We start from the raw sequence: 12749 nt of genomic DNA, 5'->3' as shown, positions 1-12749 counted from the left end.
CACGGACGGGGATGACTGGAGAGAAGTAGCGGTGGTACTGCTGTGGGTCGTTATCGTTGCCATCGTCGTGGTTCTGCTCGGCGGTGCGGCCGCAGCCATGGTGTGGGATCCGAACTCCCGTCGCAATGCACGGGGATCAGGCAACCGCTCCGCGATGCCGGTCTCGAACACGCAAGCGCAGTACCACAATTGGCCCCGCCAGCCGTGAGGAATCAGCCACCGTGATCGCTCGCCGAGTACCGCACTACGCGAGTTTTCTTGTCTGCGCGAGCAATTCGTTCAGGCAGTAAAAATTCAGCTGTCTACGTCCGTATACGCATTGCGTCTAGCCCCCGGCCGCTGCGAGCGCGGGACCGCGCGAAGGCCGCGTCGGCCCAGTGGGCTGGGGGTGGGTGCTGGGTCAGTGTGGCGTGTTGCGGCGAGCATGCCCGCGGGCGAGTTGGCCGGCGGTGAAGTCGGCGGTCCACACCGGTTGCAGCATGTGCCAGTCGGCCGGGTGCTCTGCGATTCCTGCGGCGAACCGGTCGGCCAGTGCCTGAGTCGCGTGCTGCACTCCGCACGCGGTGTCGATCGGCGTGCCGACGCGGAATCCCCAGCCCTCGGGAGTGAACCAGCAGTGCACCGGCAGCAGTGGCGCACCGGTGTCGATCGCCAGCCGGGCCGGACCGGCCGGCATGCGGGCCGGTTCGCCAAAGAAGGTGACCGGCACGCCCGTGCCGGACAGGTCGCGTTCACCGAGCAGCCCGACTATCCGCCCCTGCCGAAGCCGTGCGATCAGCTGCTCGAATGGTGGTATCGCGGCACCGGTGAGCGGGACGATCTCGAAACCCAGACTCTCACGGAACCGGACGAAGCGCCGGAACAGCGATTCCGGGTTGAGCCGCTCGGCCACGACGGTCGGTGAGCCCACCCGCTGCACCAGCCAGACTCCTGCCATGTCCCAGTTGCCGCTGTGCGGCAAGGCCAGCACCGCCCCGCGTCCGCGCTCGACCGCCTCGTGGATGTGTTCGAGCCCGGTGGCCGAGGATTCGATGATCTCGGCCAGCCGCACCGGATTCATCGACGGCAGCCGGAACGCTTCGCGCCAGTAGCGAGCGTAGGAGCGCAGGCTCGCGTGCACGAGATTGTCGGGTACCTCCTCCGGAACGGTGGACAGTACCCGGGCCAGATTGCGCCGCAATTGGTGCGGTCCCCCGTCGCGGGCCGCGCGATCCGCCGCGATGTCGAACATGCGGATCGCCCACCGCTGCGGCAGAGCACGCACCAGCCGCCAACCGGCCGCGTACCCGAGATCCCAGGCTCGGGCCTTCGGGTTCACTGATCACTGCCGGCCGCTGCGGCGGCATCATCCGCGGCCGCGGCACCCGACACGGCGCTGCTGAACACCGGTCGGCACACCACGCCCGCACCGGCCTGTTCGGAGGTGGCGGCGGGTTCCTCTAGGTGACTGAACAGGCTCAGCGACGGGCGATATTTGCGATTCATCCCTGAAGTGTCCTCCCATCTACCGCAAACAGCACAATGCACGTCCTGGATCGTTAGCGTGTCGACGTAGACCAGCATGGGCTTCGTCATCGGATCGGTCGATGACGGTCGGGTAAATCTGCTGCGAACCAGCTCCGGGCGGATCAGCACCGGGTGTTCTTCGGGCGGGCGCGGGAGGCAGCCGAGATCGCGGAGCCGAGTTCGTTGCAGCACAGGCGATCCGCTCAACGTTCGACGCTCTTGCCGTCTGCCTGCTGCGGCGAGGTACCGGCTGGAGAGCGAGTAGGGTGGTTCGCTTGCCAACCCAAACCCGCGAGGACGATGCCCAGGCCGGCACGGAATTCGATTTCGGGATCGCTGTCGAGGGCAGCTCGGGCAATCTCGATCAGCTTCGCGAACCGGTCGGACGGCAGCGCCGCGATTCGGTCGGTGATGGACGTGAGGTCTTCCCCGCGCTCGGTCGAGAGCGGACCGGTGAGTTCGACTTGCGCGAATCCGGTGATGAACGCCGACACCGCGCGGAAGGCGACGAGTAGTTCCCCGCCTGATCGGCCACTACGGGCCAGAGCTCGTAGCAACGCCTCCGAGGGTGCGAGCGTCGTTTCGTCGATACTGCGCCGGGTCAGTATCAGCGGGATAGCGTGCGGGTGGGCACGCGCGCTGCGCCAGAGTCCTTCCGCGATCGCCGTTACCTCCTGCCCCCAGTCCGCGTCCGGCTCGATGGACCATCGTGCTTCGGACATTACGGCTTCCGTGACGAGATGCTCGAGCCCCTCGCGCCCGTCGACGTAGTTGTAGATCGTCATCGCGCCGGTGCCCAGCACGGCAGCGAGGCTGCGCATCGTGAGCCCGGCGAGTCCGTGCTGGTCGACCAACGCGAGAGCCGCGGCCCGCAGCTGCTCATGGGTGAACTTTCTGGGCGCAGGCAATACCCCTCCTTGTTTAAGTACGTCGTACGTGTTTAACTGTCTTCGTTAACGTACAACGTACTTGAATCGAGATATGATGACCATCCGTACCAGCTTTCCGTCCGGTCGTGACGAGTGCGCCGCCTGGCTGACCCTGCCCGATGGGCCGGGCCCGCATCCGGTGGTCGTGCTCGTGCACGGCGGTGGCGCGACGCACGAGATGATGCTCAGCCAGTACGAGAAGCGGTTCTCCGAGGCCGGGCTGGCCGTGGTGGCCTTCGACTTCCGTCACCTCGGCGAATCGGGTGGCCGACCGCGGCAGCTGGTCAGCCACCGCCGTTACGCCCGCGACGTCGACTCAGCACTCGCCTTCGTCCGATCCCGCCCTGAACTCGACTCGGCGCGCGTAGCGCTGTGGGGAACGTCTTTCGGGGCCAGCCACGTGGTCGCTGCCGCAGCCCGCCACCCCGAGTTGGCCGCGGCGGTCGTGCAATGTCCCGTTCTCAGCGGGCGAGCCGTCGTCGCCCGAGCGGGCCTGCGGCATCTTCTACGGTTCACCGTGCCGATCCTGTCCGATCTCGTTCGCGCCACGCTGCGCCTGCCCCGGCGGTACGTTCCGCTGGTCGGCAAGCCGGGCGAGTTCGCGTTCGTCAACCAGCCGGGGGCGTTGGAGGGCTGGCTGTCGGTGACCCCGCCGGGCTACCGGTTCGACAACCGGATCACGGCCGCTTCGGGATTGGGCATGCTGTTCTACAATGCCGCGGCCGTGGCTTCTCGCGTGCGATGCCCGTTGCTGATTTGCGCGTGTGACCGCGAGAACCTCATCGACCCGGCGATCGTGGAACAAGTCGCCGCGACCGTGCCCGGGGCCGTCCTCGAGCACTACGACGCCGACCACTTCACCGTCTACCATCCGCCGATCGTCGAACGGATCGTCGCCGATCAGATCGCTTTTCTTCGCACCCACCTGCGGCCGAGCGCGTAACGAGAGGAGATGACCATGCGACGGGTTCATGATCTTCTCGCGAGCGCCGCGGATGCCGCATCGTCATCCGTGGGATGGGTCTTCAAGGATCAGGAATTGTCCTTCCGCGAGATGCAGGAGCGGTCCGATCGGATCGCGGCAGGACTGCTTCGCAACGGGATCAAGCCCGGCGACCGCGTTGCCGTTCTCAGCACCACGACACCGGACTGGGTCGCCGTGTACTTCGCGACAGCCAAGATCGGTGCGGTCCTGGTCTGCCTGAGCGTGCGCTACCGGGAAACCGAACTCGCTCATATCATCAGCGATTCGGGTGCACGCATGGTGATCACCGTGCCGTTCCATGAGAGCACCGACTTCCTTTCCATCCTCGCAAAGCTTCGTCGCGGCCTTCCCCAGCTGGAAACCGTGGTGACTTTCGGCAGAGGAGGCGACTCGACGTTCGATGAGCTGCTGGACGCATCAATCGACAACCGACGACTCGCCGAAGCCGAGGCGGCAGTCACCCCGCGCGACCCGGTCATGATCATCTACACCTCGGGAACAACCGGAAAACCCAAGGGCGCAACGCTCACCCACGGCGGTCAGCTGGCCGCGGCGCAAGCCCAAGCGCAGCACATGCGGCTGCACAACCGCGACGTGCTCCCAGCCGCCGTCCCGCTCAACCACGTCAGCGGGATAACGTGTTGCGTGCTGGCCGCCCTCGTCGCACATGCCCGCGTGATCCTGCTCGAGACCTTCGATTCACGCGAGATCGCGGCTCTCTTCGGAACTGCTGACCTCACCCTCTGGGTCGGTGTGCCCACGATGCATACGCTGCTGCTCAACCGCCCTGAACTCGACGTGGCCGACACCTCGAAGGTGCGGTTGGTCGTCACCGGTGGTGCCAACGCCGAACCGGCCTTGCTCGAGCGGCTCACCACGAGATTCCCGAACGCGACCGTGATGAACCTCTACGGGCTGAGTGAGACTTCCGGAGCGGTCGTCATGACCTCTTGGGACGATGACCGCGATACACTCGCGCGCTCGATAGGGCGGCCGCTCACGGGTGTGGAGATCAAAATCGCGGACACCACCGGAACAGAAGTTCCGATCGGGCAAACCGGCGAACTCATGGTCCGTTCCCCGTCGCTCATGGCCGGTTACGGCAACATGCCGGACGAAACTGCCAATGCGCTCGACCAAGGCTGGCTGCACACCGGTGACATGGCCTGCATGTCAGAGCACGGCTCCATCACGCTGAGTGGGCGGGCCAAAGAGATGTTCGTTCAAGGCGGATTCACTATCTACCCGATCGAAGTGGAGAACGTACTGACGACACATCCCGACGTCGTCATGGCAGCCGGAGTCGGCGTTCCCGACCCCGTTCTGGGCGAGATCGGCCGCTACTACGTCGTTCTCGCTCCGGACGCCGAGACCACCGAAGAGGATCTCGAAGCCTTCTGTTCCACACGAATCGCCGACTACAAGGTCCCGAAAGAAGTCGTGATTCGAGCGGAGCTGCCGCTCACTCCCGCCGACAAGATTCAGAAATCCAGCCTGGACAGCAACCCACGAGTCCCGGACGCGAAGGGGCCCGAGAAATAGCATGGCGCCCGGCATCCGTGCGATGCCGGGCGCCGAACGGGTTTACCCGCGACCGCGGATCAGCGGCTCAACCGCTGGAATCGCCGCACCGCCAGCGGCAGGAAGATCGCGGTGATGATCAACGGCCACACCACCGCCATCAGCAGCGAGTGCTGCTCCACCCAGGAGTCACCGCTGCCCACCGGCGTGCCGAACAACTCGCGAGTCGCCGCTACCGTGGACGAGATCGGGTTCCATGCCGCGATGACGCCCAGCCAGTCCGGCATCAATTGCGGCGCAACGAAAATGCTCGAGATCATGGAGAGCGGGAAGGCGACCGCGAACAGTCCGCCCGCGGCCTCCGGGTTGGGGACGAGCAACCCGAGCCACACGCCCACCCAGATCAGCGCGAAACGCAGCAACAACAGCAGCCCGAATGCCGCCAGGCCGCGCAGCACGCCGCCCTCGGGTCGCCAGCCGATCACCAAGGCGGTCAGCATCAGGATGGTCAGCTCGGCGCATGCGACGATCAGATCGGTCACGCCGCGCCCGGACACCACCGCCGAGGACGCCATCGGCATCGAGCGGAAGCGGTCGATGACGCCGTTGGTCGCGTCGTAGACGACTACCGTCGCGGTGTTGACGAACCCGAAAGCCATCGTCATCGCGAACATCCCCGGCATGAGGAAGCTGCGGTAGTCGCCGCCACCCGGCACGCTCATCGCGCTGCCGAACACGTACCCGTACATCAGCACCGACAGAATCGGGAACCCGAGCTGCCACGCGATGTTCACGGGCTGACGCTGGTAGTGGGTCAGGCCGCGGCGCACCATGTTCCAGCAATCGGCGACCGCCCAGTAGGCGCGCGACCGCGAGCGGGTCGTAGCCGGATCGATCGTGCCCATCAGGCCGCCTCCCCGGTGGTAGTGCGGTGTCCGGTCAACTGGAGGAAGACGTCATCGAGGCTCGGCCTGCGCAGGCCGATGTCCTCGACCTCGATTCCCTCGTCCTGCAGGGTGCGCGCGACCTCGGTGAGCGCCGCCACCCGATCGGTGACCGGCGCCGACACGCGCAATTCGACGTTGTCGGTCTCCGGCTCGCCCTCGCACACCCGCGCCACCACTTTGGCGACAGCGGGCAGGTCGGCGACGTCCGCGGCCACCACCTCGATGCGGTCGCCGCCAACCGCGCTCTTCAACCCGTCCGGGGTGTCGTCGGCGATGGCGCGGCCGTGATCGATGACGGTGATCCGGGAGGCGAGTTTGTCCGCCTCCTCGAGGTATTGGGTCGTCAGCAGCACCGTGGTGCCATCGGCGACCAAGGCGCGGACGGATTCCCAGACCTCGCCGCGGCTGCGCGGGTCCAGACCGGTGGTGGGCTCGTCGAGGAACAGCACATCCGGCGCGAGGATCATCGACGCCGCCAGGTCGAGCCTGCGGCGCATGCCGCCGCTGTACTTGCCGACGCCGCGGTCACCCGCCTCGGTCAAGTCGAAGCGCGCCAACAGTTCGGTGGCCCGTTGCTTGGCACGCCGACCGCCGAGATGGAACAACCTGCCGAACATCTCCAGGTTCTGCCGTCCGGTGAGCACCTCGTCGACGGCCGCGTACTGGCCGGTCAGCCCGATGCGCGCCCGTACCTCGCGTGGATTGCGCGCCACGTCCAGCCCCGCCACGCCGGCGCGACCGCCGTCCAGCCGGACCAGCGTGGAGAGGATGCGCACCGCGGTGGTCTTGCCCGCGCCGTTGGGGCCGAGCAGTCCGTGCACCGTGCCGCGGCGCACGGTCAGATCGAATCCGTCCAGGGCCCGCTTGTCCCCGTATCTCTTTTCCAGTCCTTCGGCGAGGACAGCGAAATCGTTCACCACTTACCTTCCCCGTGACGTACGCAAAACTGAGTACAACGTACTCGATTCAGAGTACAACGTACCCAGTTTCTTGCCAAGCGGATAAGCTGACCTCCATGACCAGCGCGGAGACCAGCGGCGGCGGCGACATCGCCCGCACCCTCGACCTGCTGTGGGGCTCGGGCCCCCGGCCGAGTCGCGGACCGAAACCCGGTCTGTCCCTGGATCGGATCGTCGACGCGGCGATCGCGGTGGCCGACGCCGAGGGGCTCGGCGCGGTGACCATGCGGCGAGTCGCGACCGACCTCGGCACCGGAACCATGTCGCTGTACCGATACCTGCCCGGCAAGGCCGAACTGCTGGATTTGATGCTCGACAAAGTGCAGCGTCCCGTCGACGGCCCGGCCGAAACCGTCGGCGGATGGCGCGCCGCGCTGGAAACCCTTGCCTACGAGTCGCTAGCGCTGTACCGGCGGCACCCGTGGCTGACGGGTGTGAACCAGTCGCGGCCGGTGCTGGGACCGGGCGCGGTCGAAGGCATGGAGAAGGTGCTCGGCGCGATCCGGCCGATGGGTTTGCCCGATCGCGAACTCGTCTCGGTGGTCATCATGATCTCCGGTTACGTGCTCGGCGTCGCCCGCACGCAGCTGTACGAGCAAGAGGCCGAACGCACGTCGGGCATGACCGACGCGGAGTTCTGGCAGGTGCAGGTGCCCGTGCTGGACCAGGCCTTGGCCAGCGGCCGCTACCCGGTCATGGCCGCCCTGTCGGACGACGCGTTCTCCCCCGATTTCGATCACTTCGGCTTCGGCCTACAGCGGATCCTCGACGGGCTGGAACATTATGTCGCACAGCGTGATAGGGCTAAGCCGCCCGCACCATAAGCGTCTCGCGCCCGGCGGCGCCATGCGCGGCGGCGGCGAGCCCCTTGCTTCGGCAGTGGTGCACCGTCACTCCCATTCGCAAAGTTCTAGTACTCCCTTGCCGACGACTGGATCGGCCCGCGGTGACCCTCAGTGTGGCAAGCTACGTTCGTTGGCCGTGGCTTTCACTGGCTTCTTGGGGAGGAGACGATGTATGTCGTTCGAGGTCAGTCCGGACAGCTTGCGGCGGGCGGCGGGCGTGTTGGTAGCGCTTCCAGCAGAGATCGACAGGGCCCCACAGCTAGGCGCGGGTCCGGTTGCGGATAAGTTGAAAGGATCTGCTGTCGGAGCCTCACTGGGGAAGTCGGATCCGCTGAGCGACCGCACCATGGACGTTCTCAATGCCCGGTACAATCAGTTCGCCAGTTTGCTGGCTTTGTCGGCGGAAACCTTCCACGGCACTGATCTCGACGCCGCCAAAAGGATAGCCGCAGTCCCGGACATCAACTCCGCCGCGGGGAAGTGACGCCATGGCGACTCCGAGCGACGTGCTGGGTTGGGATTTGGCGGGGCTGCAGGAGGTCGCCGACCATGCCACCGAGATCGCCGACGTAATCATCAAAGCATCCAACACGATGCATTCCACGATTCACGATGAGCTGATGTGGAAGGGTGATGCTCGGCGAGCCGCAGAGGATAAAGCCGATCGCGAGCGGACCCAGATGCGGGCGATCGCAACCGCTTACGATGACCTCGGCGCCGCGGCGGCCGGTGCGACGCGCGACATAGCGCACCCGCTGACAGAAATCCGAGCCATCTTCCAGCACTACGTCGTTCCACCGGTCAGCATCGCCCACAACTGGGTGATCAGTGGAGTGGAGGACTGGGATTCCGAGGCTGGAGTGCAGCTTTCGAGGCTGGCCGGCCTGGTCGCGACACTCGAGAGTGCCGATGCACAGTGGGGTGCGAAGATCGCGCAGGCCAATGAGGATCTCGAGGCATTGGCGCCGGGATCGGTGCTCACCGCGGCAACTAAGGCGATCGAAGACGCTAAGCGACAGGATCCCAGGTCGGACCCGGATCGTTTGCGTACGTCCGCGGCAGCGTTCCAGCAGCTTTTCGGGCGAGCGCCATCCAGTCCGACGGACTGGAAGACCGCGGAAGCGTTGAATCCGAACAGTTATGATCCGAAGTATCAGGGCGTGCCACCGAGCATAAAGGTTGCGCGAATCGAGCCGGTGCCGGGGCAAGGGATCGTACGCGCCGCCGCATACATTCCTGCAGCGCAGGTGTTCAACGTGCCGGAAAACGACCTGGGCGACAATCGGGCTGAGGATCCCGACTTCGATCCCGAACATGCACGCGTGGTTACCTATGTCGACTACGAGAACGGACTCATCATCACCCGACAGAACCCCTCGGTGACTATCTCCGGTGAGGTGAAGGTCGGCGAGCCTGAAGTGCAGGCGCAGCAGCTTCCTAACGGTTCGGTCATGATCCAATACGACGCGGCCAACCCGTTTGCGCCGCCGGGATCGAACCTCAGCGGGCACAGCGTCAATGGTGAGCTTGTGATATCACCGGCCAGCGGGAACCCCGGCACACCGCGGGTCATCGCAGGTGGGGAGATAACCAACTACCCGTCGATGGAGATCTACCAGGATAATTCCGCAGGAAACGGCCGACCTGTCTTGATCGATCCGGCGGACTCGGGAAGTCAGTGGGGTCCATTCGCGAACCTACCGTCCTTTCACGAGGTAGGAGGAGGCAAGGACATGTTCGAGCCGTTCAAGGCTGACTTCAGCGATCCGAACTGGGAACGGAACAAACCGACCTCTTTAGGTGGTCCGAGTAATCCACCCACGACCGTGGTTGTCCGCTAGTGGAGCCAAGAAGCGAGGCAGACAAGCGCCATGTGCTGTTCGACTCGGACTTTTGGCAGGCGGCCACGGTTACAGTGCCTCTCGCCGCCGCCGCTTCTGTGCTGATCTTTGCACTGGTGGTCAGCGTTGCCGATGGGGGTGCCCCGTCGCACGACCTGTCGAAACATTGGGTTTACGCCGCCGTGGTCTTCGCGATGACCGTGGTTGGCGCATTCTCCGCCTGGCGGAGGACGCCTAGGACTCTGGGCACAGCCGCCGGTGTATCGGCAGCTGGCTTGCTGGTCATTTTCGTATGGTTGGCGACGGCATGAGCAGACTACCGTCGAAGTATGTACGGCAGGACTGGTTCGGTCCCGAGTCCTTCGTAGCCGCAGTCGTCGGTATGGTCTGCATTTCGCTGCCCTACACGGGTCTGGTTGCCCGAGACGCTGTCTGGCTCATAGCGGGACCTCCGCTCGCTGGAATCCTCCTCATCGCCCTCAGCGCTACCGGACTTCCGCTCAGTGATAGCCTTCGCCGTACCGGTGTCGGGTTGCTTTCCTCGTTCGCCGGATTTCTGCTGGCAGTCCTGGGACTTCTTGCCGGTATCGCTGTCGGAGCGATGTTGACTTAACGTCGCCCGCGCGTGACCTTGATGCCGAATGCTCGTGGTGCAGACCCCCCACGTTCAGCGTGAACATCGGCGCAGGACCGGTTCAGGGTCTCCATCCTTGAGAACAGGTTACTCATCAGCCCACCTGATCGGTGGTATTCGCGATCTGTGTCGCGTTCTCGATATCCTCACCGGTGATGCGCTTGAACGAGATCGCCATGACCTCACGCATATTCTTCACGGTTTCGATGTGTTCGAGGATGACGTTTTCGATCGAATTGTCTTCGCCGGTGGCCTGCTTCAGGAACTTCTTTTCCAGATCATGGGCCATCTTGAAATCACCGAAACCCGATACGTTTGCGGTATCACGAGCCAGGGCGAGCATTTCTTGCAAGTCTTTGATGCGCTGATCGCATGCCTTCGCGCACTGGTATGCGGCGTTCTCATCGTCGAGGTACAGTTCTCCGGCTCTCGCTTGGGCGACAAGCCGACTCCACTGCGTCGCATTGTCCTCGCTCACGCGATTCCCCTCCCTGATCAGTGCGGTAGCGAAGGAACAATCGACTCGCCGACGCGATACAGGACTTTGCACGGGTCTTCGAGACCGTCCATGCCGGCCCGATTCAGAATCCTCAATTGCACAACACCCTGGGACGCGGCGAAAAGGACGTCACAACCGAGATTCTTCGATGCGCCCTCTACCTCGAATTGCCGGCCTTGGCGGCCCGCAACCGTGACGTCCTGGAAGTCGACGTTCCCGGGCTTTCGCTCGAACTCTGGCACTGTGCGACCGGTTGAAAAGACTGTGATGAAGTACTTGGGCCCATCCCACCTACAGATCTCCCAGCCGGACTGGTGCACTCCACCGATGCCAGTCTCCTCGGTGCCGGGATCGACTCCCGCCTCTCGCAACGCATCGTCGGGAATGCCTGTGCACGGGTTGAACAGGGCCTTGGCCGCGGTGGTAGTTGTGAGGGGCGAATCGTCCGTGGTGGCCCCGCAGCCAACCGCACTCGATATAAGCAGAAAACCGAGCAGCGTCAACGTGATTCGGCGCCCCATCCCCACCCTCTCCACCTGCGACGGCTCAGAATGCGACCACTCTAGCAGACGACCCACGGACTCACTTTCTCACGACCATGGCATCGTTCTGCGCGTACCGTGCAATTCGGAGGTCAGTGAGAGGAAGGCCCCGACCTTGGCCCATGGTAGGCCCTGATCGGGGCTGTCCTCTGTTGCCTGCGTGGTTCGATGAGTCAGGCAGACCAGGTGAATTCGTTGTCTTTCACGCCTGCGGTGAAGGCGTCCCACTCGCCCGGTGCGAACACCAATGCGGGTCCGGCCGGGTCCTTGGAATCGCGCACACCGACGCCCCCTTCTACGAAGGCAACTTCGACGCAGTCCCCACTCGGCTGGCTGTGACGACTCTTAAACCACTTCGCCCCGGACAAGTCCTTGCTCACGCGGCGTACTCCTCTGCAATATCCTGCACCAGAACCCTGGTGTCATCCTCGCTCAATGCCACCTGCCGGAGGCTTGCCAGCGCCGCCTTGTGGCGCTCGATCACACTATCGTCTTCCAGGAACAACGCGCCCGTGAAGCCCTCCACGAACACCACGGGTGGTTCTGCCATCCGACTGGCATGCAGGGGCGGGAAGTCGAACAGCGTGAACGACTGGACCACCAATCCGAGGTGCCCACCGGCATCGAATGGGATAACCCGAATGGACACGTTCGGCAGACGCCCGATCTCCACGAGGTGCTGCGACTGCTCGCTCATCACCTCTCGGCCTCCGACTTGATGCCGCAACACCGACTCGGACAACAGCACTTCGAGCGAAAAATCTGGGTCTTCCACAAGCCTGCGCTGGCGCCGCGCGGCCAATTCGAGTCGTCGCTCCACATCCACCGCGGACATCGCCGGGTCGGCGGTCGCCACAAGCCATCTGCGGTACGCGGGGGTTTGCAGAAGGCCGGGCAGCAGCGTCAGCTGAAAAGTAGTCATCCGCCGACATGCCTGCTCGAGGCTCATGAAGTGATCGAAATGCGGGTTCACCACGTCGGCGTAGGCGCGCCACCAGCCGCTGGACGAATCGCCTTTGGCGGCTTTGACTTCCTGAAGGAGGCCGAGTACCTCCGTCTTGGCATCCTCATCGGCTCCGTAGAAGTCGAGCAGGTCGCGGAATTGCGCTGTGCTGATTCTGACGACTTGCCCGACTTCCAGTCGTCCGATGCCCTGTTTTGATACCTCAATCGCCAAGCCCGCCGCCAGCTGGCTCTTCTTGGCCTTGGTCCGCAATTCGCGGAGCCGACGACCGAGCGCCCGTCGAGGAAGGGTTGAACCACCGACCATTGTTTAGCCTCGCTATCTGATTCGGCCCAAACTGGACCTATCTACGAACAACCGCCCCACAGTGGACGCCCAGTGTATTCGAAGGAAAGTCCGCTGTATTCCGTCCAGCAGCAATTTTTTCGGGTCTACTTGGAGTCGCCCCGATGACCGGGAAACCTCGGATCCACTAGCTGCACTGAGGAGCCGGAAAGCTTTCGGACAGCGAGTTTTTGGTTTCCTCAAGCTGCCTTGTTCCGTTCGAACCATTCGGACTCTACCTCGTTCGGTGTCC

General features: G+C 64.3%; 14 protein-coding genes. 5 read left to right on the top strand and 9 right to left on the bottom strand.

The genetic code is table 11. The features are described from left to right. Positions 1-400: 400 nt before the first annotated feature. The 3 genes from AB0M45_RS22610 to AB0M45_RS22600 form a co-directional block, all read right to left on the bottom strand. On the bottom strand, positions 401-1318 hold the full coding sequence (locus AB0M45_RS22610) for a phosphatidylinositol mannoside acyltransferase (RefSeq protein WP_364332448.1): 918 nt from the start codon (positions 1316-1318) through the stop codon (positions 401-403). Then, on the bottom strand, positions 1315-1563 hold the full coding sequence (locus AB0M45_RS22605) for a hypothetical protein (protein WP_364332445.1): 249 nt from the start codon (positions 1561-1563) through the stop codon (positions 1315-1317). The genes AB0M45_RS22610 and AB0M45_RS22605 overlap by 4 nt, the downstream gene beginning before the upstream one ends. 146 nt (positions 1564-1709) lie before the next feature. Next, positions 1710-2414, bottom strand: coding sequence for a TetR/AcrR family transcriptional regulator C-terminal domain-containing protein (locus tag AB0M45_RS22600; protein WP_364332442.1), 705 nt, complete (start codon positions 2412-2414; stop codon positions 1710-1712). A 73-nt stretch (positions 2415-2487) separates the two neighbouring features. Here AB0M45_RS22600 and AB0M45_RS22595 point away from each other — a divergent pair, with 73 nt between their 5' ends. Both AB0M45_RS22595 and AB0M45_RS22590 read left to right on the top strand, forming a co-directional pair. Beyond that, entirely contained in the window at positions 2488-3378 is an 891-nt protein-coding gene (locus tag AB0M45_RS22595; protein ID WP_364332439.1) for an alpha/beta fold hydrolase, read from the top strand. A gap of 15 nt (positions 3379-3393) precedes the next feature. Then, positions 3394-4962, top strand: a complete 1569-nt coding sequence (locus AB0M45_RS22590) for an AMP-binding protein (RefSeq protein ID WP_364332436.1) — start codon at positions 3394-3396, stop codon at positions 4960-4962. A gap of 59 nt (positions 4963-5021) precedes the next feature. Here the strand turns inward: AB0M45_RS22590 and AB0M45_RS22585 are convergent, their stop codons facing one another. Together AB0M45_RS22585 and AB0M45_RS22580 are read right to left on the bottom strand one after the other, a co-directional pair. Beyond that, complete coding sequence (locus AB0M45_RS22585) at positions 5022-5846, bottom strand: ABC transporter permease (protein WP_364332433.1); 825 nt, start codon at positions 5844-5846, stop codon at positions 5022-5024. Then, positions 5846-6808 carry an ATP-binding cassette domain-containing protein gene (locus AB0M45_RS22580; protein ID WP_364332430.1) on the bottom strand — a complete coding sequence of 321 codons (963 nt, stop codon included), beginning with the start codon at positions 6806-6808 and terminating at the stop codon, positions 5846-5848. Before AB0M45_RS22580 ends, AB0M45_RS22585 begins: the two co-directional genes overlap by 1 nt. A gap of 95 nt (positions 6809-6903) precedes the next feature. Here AB0M45_RS22580 and AB0M45_RS22575 point away from each other — a divergent pair, with 95 nt between their 5' ends. The 3 genes from AB0M45_RS22575 to AB0M45_RS22565 all read left to right on the top strand — a co-directional run bounded on the left by AB0M45_RS22575 (position 6904) and on the right by AB0M45_RS22565 (position 9533). Beyond that, positions 6904-7671 (top strand): TetR/AcrR family transcriptional regulator C-terminal domain-containing protein, encoded by a 768-nt coding sequence (locus AB0M45_RS22575; RefSeq protein WP_364332427.1) that lies wholly within the window; start codon positions 6904-6906, stop codon positions 7669-7671. Positions 7672-7864: 193 nt separating this feature from the next. Next, on the top strand, positions 7865-8176 hold the full coding sequence (locus AB0M45_RS22570) for a hypothetical protein (RefSeq protein WP_364332424.1): 312 nt from the start codon (positions 7865-7867) through the stop codon (positions 8174-8176). A gap of 4 nt (positions 8177-8180) precedes the next feature. Further along, positions 8181-9533, top strand: a complete 1353-nt coding sequence (locus tag AB0M45_RS22565) for a hypothetical protein (RefSeq protein ID WP_364332421.1) — start codon at positions 8181-8183, stop codon at positions 9531-9533. Positions 9534-10261: 728 nt separating this feature from the next. Here AB0M45_RS22565 and AB0M45_RS22560 read toward each other — a convergent pair. The 4 genes from AB0M45_RS22560 to AB0M45_RS22545 all read right to left on the bottom strand — a co-directional run bounded on the left by AB0M45_RS22560 (position 10262) and on the right by AB0M45_RS22545 (position 12478). After that, positions 10262-10645 (bottom strand): hypothetical protein, encoded by a 384-nt coding sequence (locus AB0M45_RS22560; RefSeq protein WP_364332418.1) that lies wholly within the window; start codon positions 10643-10645, stop codon positions 10262-10264. 17 nt (positions 10646-10662) lie between these two features. Further along, positions 10663-11187 carry a DUF3558 domain-containing protein gene (locus tag AB0M45_RS22555; RefSeq protein ID WP_364332779.1) on the bottom strand — a complete coding sequence of 175 codons (525 nt, stop codon included), beginning with the start codon at positions 11185-11187 and terminating at the stop codon, positions 10663-10665. 194 nt (positions 11188-11381) lie between these two features. Continuing rightward, positions 11382-11588: a DUF397 domain-containing protein gene (locus AB0M45_RS22550; RefSeq protein ID WP_364332415.1), complete on the bottom strand. Its 207-nt coding sequence runs from the start codon at positions 11586-11588 to the stop codon at positions 11382-11384. Continuing rightward, the gene (locus AB0M45_RS22545; protein ID WP_364332412.1) at positions 11585-12478 is read right to left on the bottom strand and encodes a helix-turn-helix transcriptional regulator; all 894 of its coding nucleotides are present in this window, start codon (positions 12476-12478) and stop codon (positions 11585-11587) included. Before AB0M45_RS22545 ends, AB0M45_RS22550 begins: the two co-directional genes overlap by 4 nt. Between the last annotated feature and the right edge of the window lie 271 nt (positions 12479-12749).

The organism is Nocardia sp. NPDC051787, from assembly GCF_040681325.1.
GTDB lineage: Bacteria > Actinomycetota > Actinomycetes > Mycobacteriales > Mycobacteriaceae > Nocardia.
Note: the sequence above shows the minus strand (reverse complement) of the source record. Positions and strands in the feature narration are given on the sequence as shown.